Raw genomic sequence first — 26,316 nt, forward strand, 5'->3', positions numbered from 1 at the left:
GGCTTGCACTTCTTCCCCGAGAGGAAGTGCAAGCCTCATTTAATTTGTAGGCCGGGTTAGAGTAACCGTTTTATTTGGCCGCAATCTATCCACAAAATACCGGTCGTGCGAAGCGACCACTAAAGCCCCCTTGTATTCATTCAGTGCAGCTTCAATTGTTTCGCGGGTTGGAATATCCAGATGGTTCGTTGGCTCATCCAGCACCAGCAGGTTAAATTGGCCTAAAAGAAGCAGCAAGAAGCTTGCCTTCGCTTGCTGGCCGCGCGACAGTTCGCCAGTTGGCTTGTGGAGCATTTCAGGCGATAAGTCGAGCGCTTTTGCTTGTTGGTATACCAAAGTTTCGTCGAAGATACCCGCTGCTTGAGTGGCTGCAAAAATAGTCTTCGTTGGCTCCAGACCGTAGACATCTTGTGAAAAATATCCCACCCTGATATTCGCCCCATAAGCGATGTTACCGCTTGTTGGTGCAAACTGGCCCGCTACGAGCTTTAGGAGGGTTGACTTACCGGTTCCATTTTCGCCCCGTACCCACAGTCTATCGCCTCCGCGCAGTTCAAACGACAGAGGCTGCAGTAACCCTTTACCGCCAAAGGATTTTGTTACTTCCTGAACGCCGAGCACTATTTTTGATGTATGCACCGCTCCCAAAAGGTGGGTCGTGTAGCGTTTTTCAACCTGAGGTTTTTCAGTTTGTTCAAGTTTTTCTAGCTTGGTTTGCAGCGCTTTTGCCCGCCCGCCTAGCGAATTTTGAACATATTCGTTTTTAAAATTCTTGAGAAATTTGTCGTTGTCGCGCTGGCGGCTATCGCGCACGCCACGCTGAGAACGGTCGTTCGCCTCGCGAATAAGGCGCTGGATGCGCTTTCGGTCTTCTTGATATTTTTCGTACTCTTTAGCCCTCAGGGCTTGTTCTTGGGCAATTTGCGCGCTGTAGGCATCGTAATTGCCTTTAAACTCTCTGAGCTCAGCCTTATCTAACTGCCATACCTTCGTTGCAACGGCATTAATAAAAGAGCGGTCGTGGCTGACCATCACCACACTGCCGCGATAGTGCTGGATAAAACTTTCAAGCCACACTAAGCCCTCGTTATCCAAATTATTTGTCGGCTCGTCAAGCAGTAGGGTAGTGGGGGCAGGGTCTTGGGCCAAGGTCAGCGCGAGCGCCAATCGAGTCCGCTGTCCACCGCTTAATTCACGCACTGACTGCTCGATAACTGTTGGCTGCAACTGCACCTGCGATAGCGCATACAGCACCCGCCACTCTTCAAGCTCTGCAACCAGTTTGCTCACTAGGCAGTCAGCTTGAATATCTTGAGCTGCGTAGCCAATAATTTCCCCACCCAGCTGTACCGAGCCGCTATCTGGCGGCGACGCGCCACGCAGAACATCAAGCAATGTTGATTTCCCCGCACCATTACGGCCAATTATGGCAATGCGGTCCCCGGTGGCAATGACACCGCTGATACCACTAAACACTTGGTGGGCTGAAAAAGATTTTGAAAGGTTTGTAAAATTGATCATGTAGCTCCTCGAAAATAAAACCAGGTACCTGTTTGACGCTACAAAACGGTACCTGGTTTAAAGAAGACATTTTTAACTTACATAACAAATAAAACCGAATTGCAGCTGGTTTATGAGTTAGTAAGTTGTATCATTTTTACGAGAACAAACGCCTTTCTGTCACTTTCCTTATTATATCACATTTTATTTATAATCAAAAGCATTTTGCTGGTTAATAGCGGATCGGAACGCCTTCAAGCGCCAGTAAGGTCGCTTTGCTCTCGAGACCACCAGCGTAACCCGTGATTCGGCCACCAGTTGCGAGAATACGATGGCAGGGCACTACAATCGAATGCGGATTGCTGCCCACCGCCGTACCGACTGCCCGCATGGCCGAAGGTCGGCCGATTCGAGCTGCAAGCTGGCCGTAAGTGCTGGTTTCGCCAAAGGGAATTTTGGCTATTTCTCCCCAAACCGCTAGTTGAAATGAAGTACCGTGGGCTTTAATTGGGACGTCAAACACTTGTCGCTTACCGGCAAAATATTCCTGCAACTGTTGCAAGAGCACCGCAAATGGCGTATCATCTTGAATCCAGTCGGGCAGGGCAGTAGGCGCTCGTTTAAATACTTTCCAGTGCATACCGGTTATGGCGGTGCCGTCGCTCGTTAGGAGCATGGTGCCGGCGGGCGTATCGAGATATTTGTAGAATGTGGTCATTTTAGCCTCCTTGATTATCTAATGATTTCCATAACAGTACCGTGGCGTAGCTGCGCCAGGGCTGCCATTTTTTGGCCCGTTCGCGCAATTGGCGCTCGGTGAAGCGGCTGCCGGGCTGTACGGCTTTCTGTAGGCCCAAATCGCCAGCTGGTAAAACGTCGGGCCAGTGTAAAAGGCGCATCTGCAAGTACTCGGCCGTCCACGGGCCGATACCCGGAATGGCAACCAGCCGTTCGTAAAAGCGCACCGGGTTTGGCTCGTCAAGTCGTAGCGAGCCGTCCTGCACCATGCAGCCGACCTGCCAAATCGTCGTCGCGCGTTTAAGTGGCACGCCAATTTGCGCAATGGCTTCGGGCGTGCTGGCCGCGATTTGTGCCGGCCGAGTACCAATGTTACTCGCCAAGCGATTCATTAAAGTCGTTGCCCCTGCAACACTAACCTGCTGGCCAAGAATAACCCGCAGCAGCATTTCAAAATTATCCCAACACCCCGGAACGCGCAGACCTGGGTACTGCTCAATTAACTTCTTCAACTGTGGATCCTCGGCCAGCGAGGCCGCAATCACCAGCGGGTTGGCATCGAGGTCGAACAATTTTCTTACTCGGCGCACAATCCGGTACGATTGTCCGGCTAGGGCCGCGGGTATTTCAATCAGCAACTGATTTTTGTGGGCGACGTTTTGGACTTTGATTTCGTAATTATTAATGGTTCGAATGTAGGTATCGCCCAAAACACGCTCGAATGGCGTTGCTCGGCCACGGAGAAAACTAAGCAGATTCTGCCAATCAAACGGTGGCCGATAATCCGTGCGCAAACTCACTGCTTGATCGGGTAGGTCTTGGCGGTTTTTCCGGAGTTGTCGCGGGGTGAAGCCATATGATTGGCGCATATTAATAGTGAGTCGCCCAGGCGTCGCAAAACCGGCAGCGTACGCCACTTGAGCTATGGGCAGGTTGGTGTCTTGTAATAATTGTTTGGCAAACAGCAAGCGCTTGGTAGTGAGGTAATCTTTAGGTTCAACGCCAAATTCTTGAGCAAACAGCCTGCGTACATGCCGTGGGCTCATTGCGAAACTGCGGCTGGCGTCGGCCAGTGTTTGCTGCATAAGTAGCGTGTCATCGATATGAGCGGCAAGTTGCTGTGCAGCAGATGGTAGGGTAGGAGTGGTGCCAGGCGCTCGTTCGGGCCGACAACGCAGACAAGGCCGAAACCCGGCTTTTTCTGCAGCCGCTGGGGTGGCAACAAACGAACAATTTTCTATTTTTGGTACTTGTGCCGAACAGACTGGTCGGCAATATATGCCAGTCGAGCTGACACAAATAAAAAACTGACCATCAAACCGGCGGTCGTGAGCAAGGACGGCTTTATAGTATGACTCTTGCGAAAAATTCATAATCATAGCGTAGCATGACGTCAGGTAAGATTACTGCGTTTTCGGACATTGACACGGCTCAAAACTGATTTATGAAGGGCTATGCGCCAAACGGCACATAGCCCTTTCTAGCTGCGAGCTGCTGACGTTTCGTTGATGATTCGTTCGACTGCCGCGCAAAGCACTTGAGCTCGTTCCTGCTGTGCGTTTGGCCCACGATATCGGACGAGTCCAGCTGCGTTAATCTTTACTTCAAGTAGCAGTACGGAATCGTCTGAATAGTAACGGCTCGGCATAACGCAGCGGCCGATATCATCGAGGCCAAGCACCTTACGGCGAAACCGCTCCACAGCGTTTGCAGCCACTAGCGGCTTGAGTAGAGCGGTGCTTAGCTGCAAGATAACCACCAGGCCATCGCCTTCGGCCGCGTAATCTTTAACTGCGACACCAGTCACACAGGCTCCTTCTGGTGATGACGTCCGCTTGGGGGACGCCTTACGTCGCCGCATCTGTCATCACTCGCTCTCTATCCCAAAACGTAAGATCTTATATAGTATATCACATAACAAATTTTGAGTATACACAAGTAAGGCCTTGTTAGAGGGCGCTCAGCTAACTGAGGAGGCTATTTGGCTTTAGTCGCCGCCATACCAACAGCAATACCTATCACTACCCCAATTGGAATAAGTATCGCCGGGCTCAGCCAGTAAGTGCCCACAAACCAACCAATCAGACCACCCAAAACCGCACTAATACTCATTACTACTACTTGGTTATTATTTTTGTCTTTCATCTACCGCTCCTGCCCAGAAAGGGCTTTAATGCTCTAGAATTTTATTATACCTTTTTCGTGGTGGACAAAACAACAAGACTTTTCAGTTGCAAGTATGTTTTACGCCAACGACGTTCATAAAGAACTAATGACGGCAGTTTTGACAATATCAGCAATCAGCCCACTGCTTAAAGTACGGGCGCCTTAATTCCGCCTGTGCTACAATACCTTCCATGAATCAACCGTCTCCTGACTTAACTTTTGCCCTTCAGCTCGCCCGTGAATCAAGCCTTATTTTTAAGAAGTATTTTGGTGGTGCCCATACCGAATGGAAAGCCGATAACACCCCGCTCACCCTAGCCGACACCGAAATTAACGACCTGATTATTAAAAGAATCGCCGAAACATACCCCGGCGATGCCGTCTATGGAGAAGAAGCTTCAACCACTACCGAAAGCAATCGACTATGGGTAATCGACCCGGTTGATGGCACGCAGCCTTTTGAAAATGGTATTCCCGTTTCGACAATTGTCATTGCACTAGTGGGTGACGGCCGGCCGCAACTGGCCGTAGCCTACGACCCGATAGCTGACGACCTGTATTATGCCGAAGCAGGGAAGGGTGCCTATAAAAACGATCAGCAGATTTTTTGCAACCAAAACCAAGCGGTTGGCGCCAGCTATTTTGCAACCAGCAGCTTTCACCCCGAGGATTTTGCTTCAACCGGCACAGTGCTCGACCGCATCGATACCGCTAAAGGCAAGGTGTTTAATTTTCGTTCGTTTACTTATTCAGCCATGAAAGTGGCCGAGGGCAAGCTATCGGGAGCTATGCTAGGGGTAGGACGACTTTACGACACCATCGCTCCGGCCCTAATTGTTACCGAAGCTGGCGGCACGGCCACCGATCTTGCCGGTGGGGAAGTGAGTTACACTGGCACTTCAAATGGGATAGTGGTGTCGAATGGCCCGCTTCATGGTGCATTGCTGGAATATTTACGGCCATAAGTAAACCCGCTGCCGAGTAGTTGATCTGGCGCTTTGCTTCTATAAACACTTTTAAATTAAAAGGGCGCCTCGGGTCTAGCGAGGCGCCGTACTACAGCAAAAAGGCTAGTCAACGCCCTTCACAACATCGGAATGGTCACTTAGCCACTTCGAAACAAGCATGTGCTCACGTTCATTGAGGATAGTGACATCCATACGCAAGCCCAGTTTAGCCATGCGGTCTGCCGCCAAACCTTGCAGGGGTACATAGCTTGGCACATCACTGTGATTCATATTGTGACGACTGAGTAGTGCGCTCAGCTCGCGGGCCGCAGCTGCGCCAGCCTCAGAATAGTTGAACACAATCTGATTTGACCCATCGCTTTTGGCGCCATAGATCTTGAGGTCAAGATTGAACATTTTCCCTCATCTCGCTAGTTAGCACGGGCAATTGATACATAATAAGTGCCCTTGGGGCCAATGTCAAGCGTGGCGTTATAAGCCACAGCCAGGTATTATCAACGGCAGGAGGTAACTATCATGACTCAACTCAAGAAATGGCACATTACTAAATCTCGCTATATTGTTAACGACCGATGGCTCAAGCTTCGCGCAGATGACTGCTTAACAGCCGATGGACACAAAATCGCACCTTATTATGTAGTAGAGCATCCGGAGTGGGCAAATTGTTTTGTTATTGACGATCAAATGCAGGTACTCCTGGTGAATCACTATCGCCATGGTATCGGTGAATATCTTCCCGAACTTGTCAGTGGCGGCATCGACGCTTCCGATAGCTCGCCGCTAGCTGGAATTACCCGCGAACTAAAGGAAGAGCTGGGCTATGTTGGCGGGGAAGTGCATCCAATTGGCGCGAGCTACCCAAACTCGGCCAGCCACACCAATCGAGTGCATTCGTTTATCGCGTTTGGCGGAGGCTGCCAACAACCGCAACAACTCGAAAACGGCGAAGACTTAGAAATTATTAAAATGCCGTTTAAAGACTTTGCGACGATGATCCAAGATCCTACCTCTGGCACTTACCAAAGCATGCACCTGGCGACAATCTTTTTCGCCTTTCAGTTTATTAAAAAATCTTCCTTACCCGAGCTGCAAGAAATTAAAAAGTTGCTATAACGTACGAATATTCGGTAAAGGTTTTCACTTTGCAACCCTGTTTTTCTGAGTGCTATCAAATTGACAATAAAAAACTAGTAAAATAAGCAACATTTTGTTTGACACTGGACCCAAAATTGCCTATGCTTTAAACATAAGCAAATTTATGCTTGGGGAATAAATAAACAAAAGGGAAATAGGGGAAGGTATGAGCAATGCAAATACTGTCGAACGATTAAGTTCGTTCGCAAAGCGCTTTGCGGCTTACGCACTCAGTCTGTTCGCAGTCGCGAGTGGCGTAGTGCTTTTTAGCGCAGCACCAGAAGCAAGTGCCGCACCAGCAACATGTAACGGAACAACGGTAGTAGCCGGTTTCAATCGTGAGCGATGGTGTGGCTTTTTTACAAACACCGGCTGGACGGACGGGCCAGCACTCCGTGGCGGTACTTATAGTAACGTGCCAAGCCCAGGTGGTTCGTACGTTGAACCAACTGCAGCTAATCCAGGTGTACCCGCAGAAGTAGATACGGCTGCAGAGTACATTGCAATGGTAGAAAGCGACTTAAACAGCAGCGACCCACGGGCCGTCACCGCTGCCCAATTCGTGATCTTAAAGATGATTGGCGTCCAGCCAGCACCAGGGGCAACTGTTCCAAAATCTGTTACCCCAGAACAGCTGGCTGACTGGAAGGCTCGAGTCATGAGTTATGCCAACACCACTGATGCAGCAGGTAACTCAACCGGCGTAAATGGTTCAGTCACCTGGAAAGAACCAACTCATTTGCCGTGTGGCGCCATAAACACTTACTACTTGATTGACCAAAACGATGTTGGGTCATTCTTTACTGACACTGTCAACGATCCGAATTGCCCAAATCCAGCATTCACCGAAGAATATATTACTTTCCGCGATGCGGGCGGTAATATCCTCTTCCAAATTCGCCGTATCTGCTTTAACCCAGCCGGCACATTCTTGGCACTTGCACCTGCGCCAGAAAACGGCACCGTTGGTAACCAAATTTTTGAAGATAACGACAAAGATGGCGTATACGACCCAGCAAAAGGCGACAAGCCAATCCCAGGTGTCACGGTAGCAATCTACCGCACCGACAGTAGCTGTACATTGGATCCAACTCAGCTGGTCACGACAACCACGACCGACGCTGACGGCCTTTATCAGTTCACTAATCTGCCAGTTACCAGCCTCGAAGGAACCTTTGCGCGCTATATTGTGGTGGTGACAGACGACAATAATGTCCTGGCGAGATACACCAACACACAAGGTACGCCAAATACCGATAATAATGGCCAGGACCCAGTCGGTTACTGCGTAGAGATAAGTTTAAGCACTCCGAGCAACCAAACAGGTGACTTTGGCTACTGGCAGCCCTATAGCCTTGGTAACCGTGTTTGGATTGACACTAACAACTCGGGCAATATTGATGCAGCCGATGGCCCTAACCCGGGTGTCGCCGGTGTTACTTTGGCACTTTACGACTGTACAGGAACACAAATTGCTACCACCACGACTGACAGCGCAGGCTATTACCGCTTCGACAACTTGAACCCTGGCTGTTACGAAGTTGAAGTGGTCAGTGACAACTTTATGGCTGGTAATTCGCTTGAATCATGCAATATCAGTTCAACCGGCGCCCTACAAAGCGCAGATCCTAACAACGACACCGAGAGCGATGATAACGGTATCGACCCTGCCCAAGCTGGCGATGCCGTACGCTCAGGGCAAGTCACGCTCGCCATTGGCGAACCAGCTAACGAAACAGACCTCGCACCTAGCGGGCAAGGCGCACCAAACGATGCAGCCAACATGACGGTCGACTTCGGCTTCAACTGTGAAGAACTAGCCGACACCGGTACATCAGTATCACTCGTTGCCACTATCGGCGGCATCCTTGCCCTCGCCGGTGGCGCACTGGCCTGGCGCTTCCGCAGCGTGCGCTAGATAGCTATCTATTGCATCTACAAACAAAAGGCACCCGTATCGGTGCCTTTTGTTTGTTATCACGTTACTTATTTTACTTAAGAGGATTTAACTTTTATTGTTGCGCCTCGTCAAATCTTTTTTTGGCGAGGCGCAGCTTTCTAGCTGTTTCTACACAATCGTGACATCAGTACTGTACTTTGTCGGCACTCGAATCCCGAGCACAATAGCACTCAGAACCTCTAGGTCATTGATCGGCTGGCTTGGATCCCGGAAGATTTCCAGTGTCCTAGTTCCCTTGTACCATTTTGACTTGAAAACCAGCTCGATAGCCTTAGCGCCTTCTTTCAGCTGAATGACCACCTGATCCTTAAGTGAAGCATCGGGAACAACCAGAACGTCTTCTCGAGAAAGAGCGGCAGGAAGATTCGCTACACGAATAGCTTCTGTTTCTGCAGGAATCGTAAATCGTGCCACTTCGCTTACGCCCATGAGCAGTCTCCTTGTCACTAGTAGAACTAGCCCATTATGCCAGGATAGGTAGGTAAAAGGCAATATCTATCAGCTCTGTTTGGCAATATCCACCATCCACTGCACACCAAACCCGTCAACCACCATCCCAAATACATCACCCCAAGGTGCTGTGTCTAAGGGCATCACCACGGTGCCGCCTTCGGCAAGCTTATCCCAAAAGCCGCGCAGCTCTTGCTCGTTATCGCCGCTAAGCGCCATGGCAAAGTTATTTCCGGGCGTGTATTCCATGCTGCTTGGTGTGTCGGCAGCCATAAAAGCAACGCTATCGGCCTGCAGCATCGCGTTCATTACTTTATCGCCATCCGCCGGATCTTGCGGCATGTCAGCGTATTCTTTAAAAGTGGCGATATCGAGCTTGCCACCAAACACCGACTGATAAAATTCCATAGCTTGTCGAGCGTTATCTTTAAAATTAAGGTAAGGGTAAACTTGTGTTTTCATTTTATATTCTTTTTATTTTTTAGTATTGTTCATTAATTATACTCTTCTTCAAAATCAATTACCATATATATCCAGTGCGTGATATACTATCTTGGACCCGCAAAAGAGAGGTGGAAGTTGTGGATCTGCACAAGCCGATCAACACCGATAACGATCGCTGGATCGCAAAAAGCGGAGGTAAGCCTTTCGCAATTATCATCCTCGATCACATTTCCCAGGTAAGGGCCGTCGTCGTGCTCAAGAACGCCTCGGCCAAAGATAAGCTTCAGCTTCTCAGACTCTGCTTGTCGCACGCAATGCAAATCTGTATTAATCGGCACCACACTGGAGTGGGCGGGAAGTTTGCTCAACCATTCGGCGCGCCAAAGCTCACCCATAAAGATTCCGATGCATACATGAACCTTAGCAGGCTGCATGATGAAGTAGTAGCGGCATCGCTTCCAGAGGTGAAGCAAGGGCTAACAGGATGGGGCATTCCGGTATACGACCAAGCGACCTCGCTCGATTTCAAGCAGGTACTGCAGGACGTTGCGAAGAACACGCCTCTTAAGCCACATGGGGTTAGCCTAAGCGTGGCTCATTCCTATCTGCACTATGGCGAAGTAATGGTTAAAGCTAGTACCACCGACAAGTTCTTTTTTTGGAGCAATAAAGCACCAGCGCAGGAGAACCCCGGCAAAAAGGGTTTTCAAAGAGGGCTCGAGATCAATGGGGCGACAGACATTGTTTTGACTCGGGGCACTCCGTTTATTCGCCTGTCGGCTCCCGAGGGGGCGAGTAAGGATCGTAAGTGGACCAGAATGACGGCCCCCTCGTGCGCAGAGTGCCAAAGCTTTACTGTTGTAGTTGATGAGCCGTTTGTGCTTGGCAACCCCGACAGTTTGGTGAAGCCCCTTAAGGCGGCGTTGATGCTGGATAAGACTTACATCGAGGTATGGCAGTACAACACGCGTTAAGCTCGTCCCTGCAGCGGCCCTATCCGCTGCAGGGATTTTTATTTTAGGCCTAATACGCGCCAGCTCGCTCGGGCGCGCTGACAATCATTACAGTACCAGCCGGATCAGTGATCCAGTGTTTGTCGGCCGGAATTTGCTCGAACTCATCTTTAGTTGTCACACCGCGCGTTCGAAGATAGTCGGTGGCTTTTGCCACATCTGGCGTTTGAATCTCCAGCCAGGCTTCGCTGTGGGTATAATTATCAACGCAATCAAGCCATACCGTATTTGGCCCAAACACCACCGAATGCGTGCGCGAAACGGTAGGGTTATCGATTGCTTCTTCCTTGACTTCTAGTTTTAAGGTGTCTCGGTAGAACGCTACCGTGTCTTCATAACAATATTTTGGTATTTTTAGAGCGATGTTTACCCCGCCGGTAAAAGTAATCTCTGGATCCATTTTTGTTGCTCCTGTTTGTTTTATTGATAGCAGTAGCAGTATAGCATAGCCAAGCGAGTAATTACCCTCGAGGCGATACCACATCAACACCCAACAGTATCTTTTTGTTGCATGCTTGATTTATTTTTAATTTTGTGATATAAATATACACATAGTTTACCGCTGCTCTTTGTGGGCGGGCCGGAGCTTGTACCGAATCAGAGGAGAAACTCGTGCTTTCTTGGTTACTGTTTTTCTTTCGCCCGTTCCGCACTGCATTGCAGGCCGCCCTGGCCAACCCGGTTCAGGACAGCGACCTGGAGGAATTGCTCAGAAAGCGTCAGCAGCTCGACGCGCAGTTGATGGACTACATCGCCGCGCGTCGAACGCGTAAGCTGGAGCAACAGAACACGGAGATGAAGCTGCAGATCGCAGCACTTACTGCCCGGCTCGAAGAGCTGGAGGCGACTACCGCCGCCAATGTTTCGGTGGCGGTTCTGAACTCGCCGGCACTCGCTCTGCTTATCCAACAGCACGTCGATGCGGCACGTGTCATCGAGACCCGTGTGATCGAGAAGCGGACCGTTGTCCGCAACCGCTGGCACATCGAGAAGATGTTCAGCTGGGTCGGTGCGTTGATCGGCATGGTTGTTGGTGTCGTCGCTGGGCTGTTGCTCAACTACTTCCTCAACGCCGAGCCGGTGATCTTCGAGGCAATTGGCAAGCAGGTTACCGTGGATGGCTGGATTGACTTCCCGTGGGTCAAGATCCTCATCGTAGGCGTCTTGGCTCTCGCCTGTGGCCTGGTTGGCGGGTCGCTGTTCGGCCGTCGCGACAAGAACTGAGGTTAAAAAATGGTTGTCAAGAGAAGTGCGTTGTTGGCGTTGGCAGTAGTATTACTGTTCGTGGGCGGGCTCAGCCTGCTCAGTGGTATCAGCACTGTCGACGTTCAGATGGCCGCACCCACCCCCGCGGTGGGTACGCCTACAGAAGAAACTCCGCTGTGCGAAATGCAGAGCGATACCTTCACCAACTACGCCACGTGGCGCAGCACGACGAAAGAAAAGCCGTGGTCCTTCGGGCCACCATCCATCACCAACGTACGCGACGGGCACACCCCATTCGCCCCCATCACAAAGGCGCCTGAACTCAACCAGACGACCAATGAGCTGATCACTCGGCTCTGCGGTTACGTCAGCGAGGAAGGCTACCCAGTTGGGGGCGACGATGCCCTCTATCGGGCTCTGATGAGCGCGGCAGATGACAGCAATCCCAATTATGCGTTCACGCTTCGCCAGTGGCGCGAGAGCGTGAAGACCTTCGTCAACGAAAGGCTTCAGTTCGACCAAGCGCGCATCGAATGGCGCGCCCACGAAGAGGCGTACAGCTTCTTCATGGAGCCCGTGCCAAACGCGGTCCACATTGGCATCTCGAAGGTGCACAACGCGGGCTGGTACTACATCATCCCGCTGAAGTTGCAGAATGGCACGGTCCGTACGTTGAGTCTTCGGCTCGACTGCGGCTTCCAGCCGGCATTCTGGAGCCTGGGGGAGATCCCTTCCACGCTCAGCCACCTCCTTATCTGATCGGTACGCCGCGAGGCCGACGGACACGACCCACCAGTCGTACTCCGTCGGCCTCGCGGCCAACAACTTTTCCGCCAATCCGGCGGTTTTTCATAGTTTAAAACAGGCGAACCTTTAGAAGAGGTTCGCCATGGTATTTCTGCCTTACGTTACTCGCGGCACCTTCGCTCGCACACAAACAAAAACGGCCTGGTTACGATCGCGATAGCCTGTGTTATCGAAAATAGCCCTAAAGTACTGAGCCACGAGACCGTCAGAAGCCTTAAGTTTTGCCGCAATTGCGTAATTTTCATACCCATCAGCTGCAAGCCAGATGATCTTGCGGTGGTTCTCAAAGAGGTCCTCAAACTCAAGCATCGGCACGGGAATCGTCTTGTCCAGCTCTGCTTCATCAAACAAGCCACTCTGGTACGCCTTCACCGCCGCATGCAGACGGTTTCTGGCGCGCGCCGCCTTTACGGCCTTGGCAGTTAGGGCAGTGAAGGCATTTTCACTAACATTCAACGCAGCCGCTCGCTGTTTTTGAGAAGTATACATCACGTAGGCCTGCAGTGCGTCGATTTGCTCTGGTGTAAGGTTAAGCCGGGACACGTTAGCTCCTAACCGAATCAATGAGACATTAGGGAGTATATCATTTTGGACCTCTCTTCTTCCAGCTGCAATTTGCCGTTTTGCTTTTATCCGTGCTGCTGCTATAGTTAAGACACATTTAATATTTTGGGGAAGAAATTTGTCTATGCGCAGCATACATACACCAACTATTTGGCAAGCTTTTAAGTGGCGTTACGCCGCATTCGCCCTTCTGGCAGTTGTAGCGATTGCCGGCATTGTGCGCTTTGGTTTTGCCGGTGCTAGCCAAGAAACTTATAGCCTGTGGGGTACCTCGGCGAAACCGCGCATCGTCACCGATCCGGATATCCTGAGCGTTGAGCTTGGCGTCCGTTTTAACAGCAGTAAAAGCGGCAAGGTAACCGGGGTAGAGTTCTACAAAGGCTCTAAAAACCGTGGCACGCACGTCGGTTCGCTTTGGGATAATACCGGTAAGCGCCTCGCGAGCGTGACATTTAAAAGTGAAACGGCCAGCGGCTGGCAAACAGCAGCATTCCCAGAACCGGTGCAGATTGAGGCCAACAAAATCTACACCGTATCGTACCACGCGCCGCGCGGGCACTACTCGGTAACCGAGCACTACTTCACTAAAAATAGCCGCACAAACGGGCCTTTAACTGCACCAAAAAGTGGCCCCGAGCTCTTAAACGGCGTCTATGCCTATGGCAGTAACAGCAGCTACCCCACGAGTAGCTACCGTGGCAGCAATTACTGGGTGGATGTTTTGTTCATCCCAGATACAACCCAAAAACCAACGATCCCCGAAAAAGTGACCGCCGAGCCAGAAAAAGAGGGGATTACAGTGACTTGGCAGGCGAGTAGCGCCGTTGGTGACACAATTAGCGAATATATTATCCTCCGAAACGATCAAGAAATTGCCCGCGTTCCGGGCAGTGAACTTCGCTACCACGACACACAGGGTCTAGAAAACAACAGCACCTATTCCTATCGAGTTCAAGCTATCGATTCAAACGGCCGAAAATCTGATTTGTCTATAGCAGCCGAGGTGCTATTTCTAGCACCAGTCAGCGTCTGGCCAGATAACACCATCCCCGCCGTACAACACCACGATGACACCGAAAGCGTTGAGCTTGGCGTAAAATTCCGTAGCCACACCAACGGGAAAGTGCTTGGCGTGAAGTTTTACAAGGGCGAAAAGAATACCGGACAACACACCGGCAGTCTGTGGGATGCTCAAGGCAACAAGCTCGCCAGCGTTAGCTTTACCAATGAAAGTACCGCCGGCTGGCAGCGAGCCTACTTTAGTGAACCAGTCGCTATTGCCGCCAACACGACCTACATCGTGTCATATCACGCGCCTCACGGGTTTTACGCTGCCGAGCCGGGCTATTTCCATAACCAAGCTGCTAAAAATGGCCCCTTGTCCGCCCTGCAGAACCACACCGACGGCGAAAACGGCGTCTACAAGTATGGCGCCTCTAGTTTTCCAACTCACAGCTACAATGCAGCCAACTACTGGGTAGATGTCATTTTCCGGCCGACCGCTACAACCGCTCAGCCCACCGTACCGGCAAATGTGACGGCTACCCAAAATCAAGCCGCCATCACCGTGGCCTGGCAGCCCAGCACCAGCCCTAATGGCACAATATCGGGTTACCGCATTTTCCGAAACGGCAACCAAATCGCAGCACTTAACGGCGACGCCCGCCACTTTACCGACAACCAAAACCTTGAAGACCAAAAAACCTACGGCTACCAAGTACAGGCCATCGACGTCAAAGGAGAGGTATCTGAGCTTTCATCTGCCGTGGGCGTCGTGTATATCGCCCCCAAAGCCCCAGTCGACCTAAAGGACTTGCCACGTGTGCCCTGGGAAGGCGGCCCAAGCTTCTACGAACAGTTTCCGCAGGCCAAAAGCCACGGCTGGACCAACCCTCATTTCTTCCCAATTGGCCTATGGGGCGCTACTGTTGAAAACCAACGCGACGTCGACACCGATAAAGCCATCGGTATCAACACGTATTTAGAAATCTACAAAGACGGCGCCCGACCCAATGTTTATCCAAATTTTGAAGCCATCCGCCAAAGCGGCATGTCGGCTATTCATCAACATACCGACGCCCCGAACGTTGGCAACGAAACCGTTGGCTGGTTTGTGAGCGATGAACCCGAGCAGTTTGGTCAGGCTCCAGGGCAAGTGCTGAATCACCTCAAGACCAAGAAGGCCCAACTACCCAAAGATGGCCGTTTCCATTACACCAACTTCACCGGTAATATGATCTTGCCAAACTACACGCCAGGAGATACCATTGCCGCAGAGTGGCTGGATCAAAACGATGTCGTATCGCTGGATATTTACTGGTACACCCGCGACCTTGTTTGCGGCGGGAGTGTTGCCGGCGAGATTTGGAAGGATGGCTCTGGCGCCAAACAGCCACACGGAAACGGCTACAACGACCTCAGTTACGATGAATGCCACCGCGCTTCAAATTATGGCCACCAGATCGACGCTCAGCGCCGGCTGGCGGCTTTAAGCGGTAAGCGCGAGCCAGTGTGGGGCTTTATTGAAACCGGCCACCCCTTCACCGACCCCGAGAACCGCGGCATTACACCTAATCAACTAGCTGGTGCAGTTTGGAATTCACTAATCCACGAAGCTCGCGGCATAAATTACTTCAATCACAGCTTTAGCGGCCCCTGCCAAAGCTCGAACGTCGTCCGCGACCCGCTATACGTCGGCCGCGACTGCTACGCTGCCATCCGCGCCAAAGTAAAACAGGTGAATGCCCAAATTACCGAGCTCGCCCCAGTACTCAACAGTCAGTCGTTCAGCTACAGCTTTAACCCCAAACTCGACACCATGCTGAAAGAAAAAAACGGCTCGTACTACATTTTTGCCATGCCAGCCGGCGTTAAGGGCGGCAGTGCCACCAGCCAGCAAAGCCTGCGTCTACCGAACGGCCTGACCGCAAGTAAGGCTGAAGTCTTGTTCGAAAACCGCAGCCTGCCAATAACGGACGGGCAATTTACCGATACCTTTGCCGCTGATCATACCTACCATATTTATAAAATTACTCCGTAGCTAACAGCTAAGATTGAACTACCAAATGCACTGCTAGCATGAGCCGGCAGTGCATTTTTATGACCATGCCCTAAATGGCTAAACGAGGCTTGGAGAATTTCTTGTGCTATACTGAAGCTTTGCGGCATTTTTCTTGTACACACTATAAGGTGCCTGAGCCTGAAGAGAAGGGAAGTGTCATGAAGGAAGTATTCTCGAAGGACTTTTCCGCCCCGCTCGTTGCTTTGTTTACACCGCCTGATGCTTCCCCGCGGAAGCAAGCCCCGGCGAGTCAAAGGCTAATTGCCGAATTAACCGTGATGTCTGAAATTCCCGGCCAAGGCGCCACCAGCCATTACTTTCTTGATCCTACCGAAAGCGAGATCGAAGCACTAGTGGTCGCGGTGCGATCCGGTAACGCTCTGCAGCTCCGCTGGCTAGCGGGGAGTCTTACTTCAGATCTTCGCGCCACAGGCTAGAACAAAAAGGCCGGCTCCACATTTTTGTGGACCGGCCTGTTTTATTATCTCACAACTGATATGTTTCCGTGTATTCGGGAAACCTACACACCCGCTGCGTAGCTTTCGCGAATCGTGACCTCGACAGGGGAGTCTGAATTGTTTTCTAAAAAGTACGACAAGCGGTAATCGCCATGGCTATTAACCCGGACCAAGTTGGCCTTTAAATGCACCGTAGCGGCCTTAGCAGCCTTTGACTCGACCATAAAGTTAGGTTGGGGGATAAGATCTTCATACACACCTAACAGCACTGTTGCTTGCTCTCTAGGGCGAAGAACAGTCCGTTCAATCACCTCAGAATCTGCTGGTTGTGATACATGAGCGTTGCTCATAATGATTACTCCTTATTGAGATGCCCGTTTTAGGCACCTTATTTATATCGGTAGCACTCGGCATTGCCGCAAAGTACTCCTCCTGCAAAACAGAAGCAGGTTGCTGAAACTTTCCATACATGGTATGGTCGATATGTTCCATGGGGTTACTAACCTTATGTAAATGATACCTTCATTTTGGGAAACATGTCAATAACAATTAGCGGTCTCTCCGTCCAGATTTAACATAAATGAACTACTTCAAAAGCACAGAACTAGCCGAAAAATACGGCGTCAGCCGTCGTACTATTACTAATTGGATCGAACAAACCCGCCAAGGACGTTTGAATCTTGAACTGGTTGAGGACAGTGGCCGCCACTATATCAGTAATAATCCAAAGAACCACTTAATTATGAAGGGTTTGGTGCCGCTGCGTCGGAAGTTTCTAAATACCCTTAGCCTTAAGCATGCTCAGCCGATCCCAGAATTTTATAAGCTGTATTCAAAAGCTCAAATTCTTGACATTATTACGAATATAGAAACTGGTCGTGAAATATCGCGAGAATATAACTACATTGATGAAGGTGCCTACTTTTGGGATGGTTATGCCCAAAGGCTTTATGAGGATAAGTCACCGAATATGCTTAATAGCACAATAAAGTTACTCGATCTAAATCTAAAGTACATTGAGTCTCTGCTTGAAAGATATAAATACGTCAATATTGTCGATGTTGGAGTAGGAAACGCTTTACCAACTAAAGCGCTAACCGAGCACTTCCTTAAGACGGGGAAGTTAAAGAGGTACATCGGAATTGATATTAGCCCAACGATGCTCGAAGTCGCTGAACATAATTTAAAAAAGTGGTTCGGTGAAGACGTGAAGTTCGAGGGATATTGCAAGAATATTAGCTTTGAAAGATTCTCTGAGGTAATCGCAGAGCCACCAGCTAAAGAAACGGCTAATCTAGTGCTGGTTCTCGGTGGTACTTTAGGCAATTTTCGAGAGCCTGAAGATGGTATTCGCACAATCATGCACAGTATGCAACGAAGTGACCTCCTAGCCTATACTGTCGCCCTTGATTCACCCACAATGAGGAATCGGTTCAGCTTTCCACTTACTGCAGAAGAGCCGTTGCCTCCGCAGTATAAATTTATTGTCGACAAACTTGGCATTGACCCTTCTTTTTACGACGTCGAGGTTGGATTTAATGAGCAAGAGTCAGCTCGCTATTTGCAAATTCGATTAAAGCATGCTCTCAACATAACATTTACCATGGATGGATACGAATGGTTAGTAAGTCTTAACAAGGACGATAAAATTTTGCTTTGGCGAGCACGACACGAAAGTGCCACACAAGTTGTCAATCATTTTTCAAATAACAGATTCAACCCGCTACAAGTGAGTAAGACGCCAGATAACGACTACATGCTATTGCTCGCGACTCTGCAAAGGGAAGAGCGCTAATTAACCTAACCCTCCGCCTTATCAATCGCCCGCTGCAAAATAGGAATCCATGGCAAGTACCCTTCCGAGGTGGGGTGGAATTTATCGGCTGCAAATAGCTCTGGATGGGCGCGGTACAGTTCTTCGGTTTGTTCGGCAATTGGCGCAAAAACCGCCTTGTGCTTTTTGGCAAGCTCTTTCACGATGCCGTTTATTTGTAGAGTTCGCCGACCCATAATCGAGCGGAGTGGCAATGGAAACCGCGGTATTGTTCCCATAGCCGGGGCGCCGGTGAGTATTACCCGCACATCGGGGTTTGCCTGGCGTAAGCTATGTAAAATTTGCTCAAGCTGGGCGGTAAAGATGGTCATTTTTGTGAAGTGCGTCACGTCATTGGCGCCAACTGCAATCAGGATAATATCCGGCGAGAAGGCGAGGGCTGCCGGCAGTTGCCGATGGAGCACCGACCCAGCTCGCGCCCCAGACTCGCCAAGGTTCAACCACTCAACCTCGTAGCGCGACGCCAGGTATTCCGCCGTGGCAACAGCATAGCCCTGGGAATAGTCGCCACCCTGGGCAACCGAGGTGCTATCGCCAAGTACTGCATAACGCAGCGGTGCTCCGGCGCCAATTTTACGCGGCAATCGAGACACTTTTGGCAGCGGCACTCGCCGACCATTTAGTTTCACCCACAAAAGTTGCACAACCACAAATACCCCGAGCACGATACCAATTGTCAGTAGTATTGCGGCTGTCATTGCTTTATTATAGCACGCAGTCAAGCTGGCACTTGTCGCCGGAGGCAAAATTCGCCATACTAATAACCATAAGCATTCAGAATTTCCTAGGAGGGCACTATTAAACCATCGACTGTCATTTCGCCATTTTGGTACCGACGCATCTGCGAAGTGGTGCTGTTTGGCGCTTGTATTATGCTGGCGCTTTATTTCTCGCGCTTTATTGTAGACGACACTTTTGTTTCAATGCAGCTGATCGTCCCTTTGCACTCGGCTGTACTCGCTGGCGTCACGGCACTCGGGAGCCTGGTGGCTTACTTTTGGGCACCGCAAAAGTGGCTTTACCAAGTGGCACTCGCACTGTTTTTACTATTCGCGCTGACTACCGGCACGCTCCTTGCAGCTACTGGGGTGACAGCTTCGCCATTTATAGCTTTAGGGATGCTGGTCGCGATTTTTGCTGGGCTTTTTGGCATTTACGGCCTGGCGCCGGTCGCGCTGGCAACAAATATTTTCCTGGCACTCGATTTGCTGCTATTTAAAGAAGCGCTTACCTCACGCAGCCAAATTATTGTTTTTCTATTGGCCTTTGAGCTGCCGATTATTGTTAGCTGGCTGCTTTGGCACAACAAAGGCAGCCGTGACACCGAAAAAGAGAAAGCCTACAACGAACTGGCCCGCGAGCTCAACCAAGTGGCCAACAAATCTGAAATTGTGATCAATGGCATCCAGGATGGGGTAGTAGCCATTGATGGTAAAGGCATTATCCAGCTTATTAACCCGGCGGCTCAAAAGATTATTGGCTGGGGAAAGCGCGATGCCCTTGGCCTTGACTACCATTCGGTTTTAAAGCTTGAAAACAGCCAGGGCAACACACCCCAAGGCCAGGCGCACCCGATTCAGCACGTGCTTGAAGCGAACGAATCTATGCTCACCAACGACCTGCAGCTCGAGACTAGTTCCGGCAAGAAGATCGTCATATCGCTGTTGGCTTCGCCGGTTGGGCAGCCTGGCGGCGGTGCCATTGTGGTCTTTCGCGATATTACCAAAGAAAAAGCCGAAGAAAAACAACAGGCCGAGTTTATTTCTACCGCCAGCCACGAAATGCGCACACCAGTGGCATCAATCGAGGGTTATTTAGGCCTGGCGCTCAATCCGCAAACCGCTGCGATTGATGATCGCGCGCGGCTGTACCTCATGAAGGCTCACGAAGCCGCCCAGCACCTTGGCCGGCTATTCCAAGATCTGCTTGATGTTTCGCGAGCCGAAGATGGTCGCTTGCGCAGCAACCCATCGATTGTAGACGTGGTTGCCTTTACCGGGCAGATTGTTGATGAATTCGCCTTAAAAGCCGCCGAGAAGCAGCTGGTGTTACTGTTTAAACCTGGTGTCGATGCCGGTTCGACGCGAAAAATTAGCCCCGTGTATTACGCCGAAGTTGACAACGATCACTTACGTGAAGCGGTTTCGAACTTGGTAGAAAATGCTATTAAGTACACTCTGCATGGCGATGTTACGGTCGATGTCACCGGCGATACTAAACACATCACCATTAGCGTCCACGACACTGGCATTGGCATCCCCGCCGAAGACGTGCCGCACTTGTTCCAAAAATTCTACCGAGTGGATAATAGCGACACCCGCGAAATTGGCGGCACCGGCCTCGGCCTTTACCTCACCCGGCGCCTTGTAGAGGGCATGAACGGCCGGATTTGGGTTGAAAGTGAGTACCAAAAGGGGAGTACGTTTTATATAGAAATTCCGCGCGTTTCGCACGAGGAAGCGGTGGCGAAGATTGAAGCCGGAGTTGGTAATGTTGAAGCACCGGTGATGCCGAGCAGTGCGGTGGCTGTGCCGACGCCTTACCAAGCCGCCACCTCTACCACCGTGCCTCTAGAGCCCAGCACTCTCACTGCCGCAAACATGCCGCCTATGAATCCACAAGCCCCCACAAATACCCAGTCAACTACACTAAGCCCGGCCCCTCAACAACCTCAAGCTATCCTGCCGCAAGCTTCACCTAACGTGCCGGTCCCTCCATCCACCGGCCAGAACATTGCACCGCCTCAGCCGGCTCCTCAGCAGTCGCCCTCGTCACCCCAGCCTCAGCCATATAACGACGGAAGGTCTCATTTGTTTATCCCACCGCGAAGATAATAATAGCCTCTTATTGCGTTCATCGCCGAGGCGCTTAAACGAGAGTTGCAAAAAAAATCAGTAATCTTTTTAATCTGATCTGGCGTAAGGCCTTCGAGCACATGAGCGCATTTGAGGTTTTTCGACAATTCGATGAAGCGGGTTTCAATATTATTTCCTCGCAGCAAACTGAAGATCGAGAAAATATCTTAATAATTGCCGACATAAAACGCCCTCATAGCAACTAAATCCGAACTTAATAGCCTAACTATAGCTTTTTTAACCATAAGCACGTATAGTAGAAGTAATATGACCAAGATTCTACTTGTCGAAGATGACAAGAGCCTACGTGAGATATACGGCGTACGCTTGCTTGCAGAAGGGTATGATATCGTTTCGGCGGGCGATGGGGAAGAAGCCCTCGCCATGGCCATCAAAGAACGACCACACCTGATTATTAGCGATGTCATGATGCCAAAAATTAGTGGCTTTGACATGCTCGACATCCTGCGTTCGACCACCGAAACCAGAACTATTAAGGTTATCATGATGACCGCCTTAAGTTCGGATGATCAGCGTAACCGCGGTGAACAGCTTGGAGCCGACCGCTATTTAGTAAAATCTCAAGTGGGCATTGAAGATGTCGTTCGGGCGGTACACGAGGTATTGGGTGACGCCCCAGCTACGGCACCAGCAGCTCAACCAGGAACGCCCCAGGCAATGCCAGGCATGCCCTCTACTCAACCGCAAGCTGTACCGCAACCGTTTTCAGTACAACCTAGTATGCCCGGGCAGTTTACTCCGCCTACCGCACCTATGCAACCCGTCCAACCATACCCACAAAACCCACAAACAAACTCTGCGGCTCCTGCACCGCAACCGCAGCCGTCTTCTATACCACGGCCCACAGCACCATTTTCTTCGCCGCGGCCGGCTTCGCTTGGCGAACGCGTTATCCAACCGCTGAGTGATCTTTCGCGTCCGCACGGGGTTGATATGAATGAGTTGCTCGATAAAGAACTTGCAAATGAAGCGCCTCAGCCAGCTGCACCAACCAACGATACACCTAGCGCAAACAATGGCCAACAAGCAGTAAATACTGGTGACATAGACGCTCAACTTGATGCGCTCATTGCCCAGCAAACTGCGCCGGCGCCAATTAACTTTACTGACATTAACAACCAGCAGCCAGCAACACTGCCTGCGCAGGCCAGCACTCCAGAATTCGCCCCAACAGAGCCTACAAACAACGGCACCACCCCTAACGAGCCCAGCACGCCTGCTCAACCACCGACGACACCCCCACAAAAACTGCCAGAACGCCCTGTCAGTTACCCTCAAACACCCCGTGAAGGCTCAATCACGCCACCCCCACGGCAAATGCCGGATACTTTTCGTAATCCATTCCAGCAATAGCTTTTTGTGGCGTAGGGTATACTGGTGATACATGACTTCGACATCTATTCGACTTAATAAACATTTGGCCTTACAGCTTGGCATTAGCCGCCGGGAGGCCGACGAGTTAATCGCCAGCGGGAAAGTAACCGTCAATGATGTCCCGGCCGAGCTCGGGCGCCCGGTGACGCCGCACGATGCTATTCGCGTCAACGGGGAACTTTTAGGGCATACCACCACGCTGCGATATCTCGCACTGCACAAACCAATTGGCTACGTCAGCTCGCGCCGACAACAAGGCGACATTCCCACTATTTATAGCTTACTAGCAAAAAAGTTTCATCATCTAAAACCAGTCGGTCGGCTTGATAAAGATAGCTCTGGCCTCTTACTACTGACTAACGATGGCGACTTTGCTCACCGCATGACGCACCCGAGTTTCCGCAAAACCAAAAGCTACGAAGTGTCGCTAAACCGCGACCTCGAACCTCTGCATCAGCAAATGATCAACGATTTTGGCGTTACGCTCGAAGATGGACCCAGCAAATTACAGCTCAGTCGGCTGAGCGACACCCATCGCCGCGATTGGCAAGTGACAATGCACGAAGGTCGTAACCGGCAAATCCGGCGGACGTTCAGCGCCCTAGGTTATGTAGTAGTACGGCTGCACCGTACTGAGTTCGGCCCCTACCAACTTGGGCAGCTGCCAGAAGGGAAGTGGCAAGAAATAAAGCCATTATAGAAGGGTGGTCAGATTCGACCACCCTAGCGTTCATTTGGCAGATTGCTTAGGTTCGCTGCAGGTCCTCGGCGCTAACTGCTATGCAGCTGTACACACCTGTCGACAAGCCCTTAATGCTAGAGTGCCGCACAACTAGCCAGTTATTTTGTCGATTCCTGCGATAATACCGAAAGGCAAGTGAACCAGCGTCATCGGAGAAGGGCTGCCCCTGGGCATCGTAGAACCGGGCTTCATAGAACAGCCGGTGGTCCTTCTCAGCAAATGGTCCACCGACAAAGCTAGCGAAAATGATGTTTCTACCGGTCTTCACCAAAAGCCCTTGCTGACTTTCGTGCACTGCAGCAACCACAACGCAAGTGGCCACCTTTTTACCAGCCCGACAGCTGACAGCTCGCTGCTTCACGCTATACCGCACCCCTTGAATCGTAATGACCTCAAGAGAGTGGAGCTTCTCAAGCTCCACAGCCAGCAAAGCCTTCTCGATAGCGCGTTCTTGCCGAGCCATTCGCTTCTCCTTATCGTGAGAACTGATGATTATCATACACCACTCTATCCTCGCCCCGCAAGACGCATGCATAAAAAGGCCCCGCGGCCATGGCAAGCCGCGGGGAGGCACTACGTGCGCAGGACTGTGGGGTGAGCCGATCCGGGCGCCACTACATAAACCGCTCCGGCGTAGGATTCGTCCGTGCCGAGCAGTTGCAGCGATGTCATTGGTGCTGCCGGTGCTTTCATCTGTGCTGCCTGCTCTATCATCCAAAAACAAGCGGCGATAACCACGGCAACTGCACACCAACCAATCAGGCTCACTAGCCTCCATTCCGAGGTCAAAAAGGTGTAGCCAACATCACCCAAAAGGGTAGTCAAAATTGCAGCCGTCATCCCAGCACGAACCACTTGGGTACGCTCGGCGCGCCGCCAGGCCTTTACCAGCTCAAGCAGGGCAAAAAACAGCAAGGCAGCTACCAGCAACAGGTGCATCAAAGGCATTCGAACCTGCACGGAAGACGCGCCGCCTGCTTGCACCGCAAGTAGCGAAAGACTCACCATAAAGAGCACGCTGCCTTGCCCACAATTACGGGCAACTTTACTGAGGGACAATCGCTTACCGTCCACATGGTAAGCAGCGATGTGGCAACCGCTGGCACCCATCAAGATAAATGCCAGCGGGAGGCTCAAAATGGTCGCGCTACCAATAATTGGCACGTTCATAGATTCACCATCCTAAATAGACGGCTCTCGTGTGCTCGCCAGTTAATAAAGTAGCATACTTTGGCCTGAAAATGCTTATTTTTACCTTATCTTTATAAATAAAAGTGGCGCAAACGAACTCGGAAGAATGAGTTCGTTTGCGCCCCAACTAACTGGCCCGCAAGATAGAAGCCGCAATTGCGTTGGCGTACTTTGGGTCGTTCGCTTTGTGCCCAACGCCTTCCACAACCACCAGCGAGCTAGTGTTTGCCAAACTGCGCTGTGCTGCTAGCATTCGCTCGTGGAGCAGCGGGCTCCCCTTAATTTCAACAGCCCCCATCATGAGCAGGGTGTAGCACTGAATGCGCGGGGCAAGTTGCGCAAACACCAGCTCTCGTAGCTTCGCAACCAAACCTGGCGTCTTGGTTTCAAGATATTCCAACTGCTCAGCGGGAACATGTGGGATATCTTCAGCAAACCGGGCCGAAAATGAAAACAGCCACAGCTCGTCTGGCTGCTGGTCGGCAGCTGCCAAGAAGGCCGTTACTGCTCCCAGCGAAAAACCCGCGAAGATTACCTTTTGTCCGCTCTTCACTCGGGCGCGGTATGCCTCGAGGAATTGCCGCTTCCAATCTTCAGGGTAGGTGCGCCACTCAATCGGCACCTCAACAAACTCATAGCCCTTTCGCTTAATTGCTTTTCGGACTCGGTTGTAGCCTCCCTTCTCAAAGCCGCGTTGAAATCCTGGCGCAAAAAATACGACTGGCTGCATGAATGGTATAGTAACACAGTCTTGGTGTAGGCAACTATCGAAAGACTCTAAAAACATGCTATATTATAGTGCGACCCCGCTACGAAAGGACGAGATTGTGCCTGGTCTAATGAAAGCTATCCTTCTCGCAAGGGATAATGCACTTCCCGAGACTCCAGTCTTTGATCGCCTCTATCCAAGCAGCACCGAGCTAAAGTTCAATTTGATGCTGGCTAACGTTACGGTCGTGGCGCGGAATCGACGCGGCATTCGCGTTATGGGGTATGGAGAAACCGCCCAGTTTGACGCATTTCCCCCAAATGAAAATCAGAAGAAACTCGAACTCTCGGCAGCGTTGCCGGAAAAGTCCGGTAATGGAGCTGGATCGAAAATGATTTCAAAGCTTCTTGGTAGTCTCAAGAGTGCAGCGGCGGTATTCGTCAAGGTCAGTAGCGGCGATAAGCTCATGATCAATGGGCAAACTATCGATCTCCACCGCGCGCTACGCTTGGTGATCGAAGTGCCGACCGGCACTCCGATTACACTCGGCGGCATGCTCGGCGCCATCGGTATGAGTGGGACACTGGGCGCCGTTACCATGAAGCCTGCATTCTTGCGCGATACCTACATCGTATCCGTGGCGAGTATCAGCGGAGCACTGGGTAGCGAGTCGCTTGAAGTACGGCAAGTGGCTCATAATGTTGCATTCGGTAAGTCATCAGGAACACTTACACTTGGCAAGGTTGGTGGTAGCGTCACCTTTGCTGGAGCCACCAGCCCCAAAGTAGTAACTGGAGCCATTACCGGCGATTTGAACTTGACGACCGACTTTTCTGGTGTTTTCACCTTCGCTTCTGTGGCAGGAGATATCACCGCTCGGCTCGGTACCTCCAGTGAGGTTACTATTAAGTCTGGCAAGTCGCGGAGCTTGCGTGCCACACTCGGCTTCAGTGGGTACGTGAAGCATCGCGGGGAAGTAACAAATGTACCGATTGATGACATCCGCCTAGGTGCGGGGTCCGAGGTAAGGGTCAACAATAAAACCTATCGTTGGCCGGCCTTCAGTTAGAAATAGCCGCGGGAGGGCATCCCGCGGCTACTCATTTTCACTTTATCGCAAT

The 26,316-nt window shown here is 51.0% G+C and carries 28 protein-coding genes; 13 read left to right on the plus strand and 15 right to left on the minus strand.

Annotated elements, in window-relative coordinates:
* Window positions 1-39: 39 nt before the first annotated feature.
* The 5 genes from VD907_04320 to VD907_04340 all read right to left on the minus strand — a co-directional run bounded on the left by VD907_04320 (window position 40) and on the right by VD907_04340 (window position 4,383).
* Complete coding sequence (locus VD907_04320) at window positions 40-1,521, minus strand: ABC-F family ATP-binding cassette domain-containing protein (protein HYG84079.1); 1,482 nt, start codon at window positions 1,519-1,521, stop codon at window positions 40-42.
* Window positions 1,522-1,732: 211 nt separating this feature from the next.
* Entirely contained in the window at window positions 1,733-2,218 is a 486-nt protein-coding gene (locus tag VD907_04325; GenBank protein HYG84080.1) for a methylated-DNA--[protein]-cysteine S-methyltransferase, read from the minus strand.
* Window position 2,219: 1 nt separating this feature from the next.
* On the minus strand, window positions 2,220-3,611 hold the full coding sequence (locus tag VD907_04330; GenBank protein ID HYG84081.1) for an Ada metal-binding domain-containing protein: 1,392 nt from the start codon (window positions 3,609-3,611) through the stop codon (window positions 2,220-2,222).
* Between the two features lie 107 nt (window positions 3,612-3,718).
* On the minus strand, window positions 3,719-4,045 hold the full coding sequence (locus VD907_04335) for a hypothetical protein (protein ID HYG84082.1): 327 nt from the start codon (window positions 4,043-4,045) through the stop codon (window positions 3,719-3,721).
* A gap of 170 nt (window positions 4,046-4,215) precedes the next feature.
* Window positions 4,216-4,383 (minus strand): hypothetical protein, encoded by a 168-nt coding sequence (locus VD907_04340; protein HYG84083.1) that lies wholly within the window; start codon window positions 4,381-4,383, stop codon window positions 4,216-4,218.
* A 212-nt stretch (window positions 4,384-4,595) separates the two neighbouring features.
* Between VD907_04340 and VD907_04345 the strand changes: the two genes are divergently transcribed.
* Window positions 4,596-5,369, plus strand: coding sequence for an inositol monophosphatase (locus VD907_04345; protein HYG84084.1), 774 nt, complete (start codon window positions 4,596-4,598; stop codon window positions 5,367-5,369).
* A 105-nt stretch (window positions 5,370-5,474) separates the two neighbouring features.
* Here VD907_04345 and VD907_04350 read toward each other — a convergent pair whose 3' ends face one another.
* Window positions 5,475-5,768 (minus strand): hypothetical protein, encoded by a 294-nt coding sequence (locus tag VD907_04350; protein ID HYG84085.1) that lies wholly within the window; start codon window positions 5,766-5,768, stop codon window positions 5,475-5,477.
* 120 nt (window positions 5,769-5,888) lie between these two features.
* Between VD907_04350 and VD907_04355 the strand changes: the two genes are divergently transcribed.
* On the plus strand, window positions 5,889-6,485 hold the full coding sequence (locus VD907_04355) for an NUDIX hydrolase (GenBank protein HYG84086.1): 597 nt from the start codon (window positions 5,889-5,891) through the stop codon (window positions 6,483-6,485).
* Window positions 6,486-6,672: 187 nt separating this feature from the next.
* Window positions 6,673-8,424 carry an SdrD B-like domain-containing protein gene (locus VD907_04360; GenBank protein HYG84087.1) on the plus strand — a complete coding sequence of 584 codons (1,752 nt, stop codon included), beginning with the start codon at window positions 6,673-6,675 and terminating at the stop codon, window positions 8,422-8,424.
* Between the two features lie 150 nt (window positions 8,425-8,574).
* Here VD907_04360 and VD907_04365 read toward each other — a convergent pair whose 3' ends face one another.
* Window positions 8,575-8,895, minus strand: a complete 321-nt coding sequence (locus VD907_04365) for a hypothetical protein (protein ID HYG84088.1) — start codon at window positions 8,893-8,895, stop codon at window positions 8,575-8,577.
* A 69-nt stretch (window positions 8,896-8,964) separates the two neighbouring features.
* Entirely contained in the window at window positions 8,965-9,378 is a 414-nt protein-coding gene (locus tag VD907_04370; protein HYG84089.1) for a VOC family protein, read from the minus strand.
* Between the two features lie 119 nt (window positions 9,379-9,497).
* Between VD907_04370 and VD907_04375 the strand changes: the two genes are divergently transcribed.
* On the plus strand, window positions 9,498-10,334 hold the full coding sequence (locus tag VD907_04375) for a hypothetical protein (GenBank protein ID HYG84090.1): 837 nt from the start codon (window positions 9,498-9,500) through the stop codon (window positions 10,332-10,334).
* A gap of 49 nt (window positions 10,335-10,383) precedes the next feature.
* Here VD907_04375 and VD907_04380 read toward each other — a convergent pair whose 3' ends face one another.
* Entirely contained in the window at window positions 10,384-10,773 is a 390-nt protein-coding gene (locus VD907_04380) for a VOC family protein (GenBank protein ID HYG84091.1), read from the minus strand.
* A gap of 212 nt (window positions 10,774-10,985) precedes the next feature.
* On the opposite strand from VD907_04380, the gene VD907_04385 reads away from it, so the two are divergent.
* A complete protein-coding gene (locus VD907_04385; GenBank protein ID HYG84092.1) occupies window positions 10,986-11,597 on the plus strand; it encodes a hypothetical protein in 612 nt (203 codons plus the stop codon).
* A 9-nt stretch (window positions 11,598-11,606) separates the two neighbouring features.
* Window positions 11,607-12,338: a hypothetical protein gene (locus VD907_04390; protein HYG84093.1), complete on the plus strand. Its 732-nt coding sequence runs from the start codon at window positions 11,607-11,609 to the stop codon at window positions 12,336-12,338.
* Between the two features lie 144 nt (window positions 12,339-12,482).
* Here VD907_04390 and VD907_04395 read toward each other — a convergent pair whose 3' ends face one another.
* Window positions 12,483-12,929 carry a hypothetical protein gene (locus VD907_04395; protein ID HYG84094.1) on the minus strand — a complete coding sequence of 149 codons (447 nt, stop codon included), beginning with the start codon at window positions 12,927-12,929 and terminating at the stop codon, window positions 12,483-12,485.
* A 145-nt stretch (window positions 12,930-13,074) separates the two neighbouring features.
* On the opposite strand from VD907_04395, the gene VD907_04400 reads away from it, so the two are divergent.
* Both VD907_04400 and VD907_04405 read left to right on the plus strand, forming a co-directional pair.
* Entirely contained in the window at window positions 13,075-15,990 is a 2,916-nt protein-coding gene (locus VD907_04400; GenBank protein ID HYG84095.1) for a DUF4082 domain-containing protein, read from the plus strand.
* Window positions 15,991-16,169: 179 nt separating this feature from the next.
* Window positions 16,170-16,448: a hypothetical protein gene (locus VD907_04405; protein ID HYG84096.1), complete on the plus strand. Its 279-nt coding sequence runs from the start codon at window positions 16,170-16,172 to the stop codon at window positions 16,446-16,448.
* A gap of 83 nt (window positions 16,449-16,531) precedes the next feature.
* On the opposite strand, the gene VD907_04410 is transcribed toward VD907_04405, so the two are convergent.
* Entirely contained in the window at window positions 16,532-16,819 is a 288-nt protein-coding gene (locus VD907_04410) for a hypothetical protein (GenBank protein ID HYG84097.1), read from the minus strand.
* Window positions 16,820-17,049: 230 nt separating this feature from the next.
* Here VD907_04410 and VD907_04415 point away from each other — a divergent pair, with 230 nt between their 5' ends.
* Window positions 17,050-18,264, plus strand: a complete 1,215-nt coding sequence (locus VD907_04415; GenBank protein HYG84098.1) for an L-histidine N(alpha)-methyltransferase — start codon at window positions 17,050-17,052, stop codon at window positions 18,262-18,264.
* Between the two features lie 5 nt (window positions 18,265-18,269).
* Here the strand turns inward: VD907_04415 and VD907_04420 are convergent, their stop codons facing one another.
* On the minus strand, window positions 18,270-19,001 hold the full coding sequence (locus VD907_04420) for an SGNH/GDSL hydrolase family protein (GenBank protein HYG84099.1): 732 nt from the start codon (window positions 18,999-19,001) through the stop codon (window positions 18,270-18,272).
* Window positions 19,002-19,175: 174 nt separating this feature from the next.
* Here VD907_04420 and VD907_04425 point away from each other — a divergent pair, with 174 nt between their 5' ends.
* From VD907_04425 to VD907_04435, 3 genes are all read left to right on the plus strand, one after another.
* Window positions 19,176-21,137 carry an ATP-binding protein gene (locus VD907_04425; protein ID HYG84100.1) on the plus strand — a complete coding sequence of 654 codons (1,962 nt, stop codon included), beginning with the start codon at window positions 19,176-19,178 and terminating at the stop codon, window positions 21,135-21,137.
* Between the two features lie 288 nt (window positions 21,138-21,425).
* Window positions 21,426-22,532, plus strand: coding sequence for a response regulator (locus VD907_04430; protein HYG84101.1), 1,107 nt, complete (start codon window positions 21,426-21,428; stop codon window positions 22,530-22,532).
* 31 nt (window positions 22,533-22,563) lie between these two features.
* Complete coding sequence (locus VD907_04435; protein HYG84102.1) at window positions 22,564-23,253, plus strand: pseudouridine synthase; 690 nt, start codon at window positions 22,564-22,566, stop codon at window positions 23,251-23,253.
* Between the two features lie 46 nt (window positions 23,254-23,299).
* On the opposite strand, the gene VD907_04440 is transcribed toward VD907_04435, so the two are convergent.
* From VD907_04440 to VD907_04450, 3 genes are all read right to left on the minus strand, one after another.
* Window positions 23,300-23,758 (minus strand): hypothetical protein, encoded by a 459-nt coding sequence (locus VD907_04440; GenBank protein HYG84103.1) that lies wholly within the window; start codon window positions 23,756-23,758, stop codon window positions 23,300-23,302.
* Between the two features lie 110 nt (window positions 23,759-23,868).
* Window positions 23,869-24,465 carry a hypothetical protein gene (locus VD907_04445; GenBank protein ID HYG84104.1) on the minus strand — a complete coding sequence of 199 codons (597 nt, stop codon included), beginning with the start codon at window positions 24,463-24,465 and terminating at the stop codon, window positions 23,869-23,871.
* Between the two features lie 148 nt (window positions 24,466-24,613).
* Window positions 24,614-25,216, minus strand: coding sequence for a hypothetical protein (locus VD907_04450; protein HYG84105.1), 603 nt, complete (start codon window positions 25,214-25,216; stop codon window positions 24,614-24,616).
* Window positions 25,217-25,313: 97 nt separating this feature from the next.
* Here VD907_04450 and VD907_04455 point away from each other — a divergent pair, with 97 nt between their 5' ends.
* Window positions 25,314-26,264 (plus strand): hypothetical protein, encoded by a 951-nt coding sequence (locus tag VD907_04455; GenBank protein ID HYG84106.1) that lies wholly within the window; start codon window positions 25,314-25,316, stop codon window positions 26,262-26,264.
* The last annotated feature ends 52 nt before the right edge of the window (window positions 26,265-26,316 follow it).

This window comes from Verrucomicrobiia bacterium (assembly GCA_035629335.1).
Classification (GTDB): Bacteria; Patescibacteriota; Saccharimonadia; order Saccharimonadales; family Saccharimonadaceae; genus DASUUR01.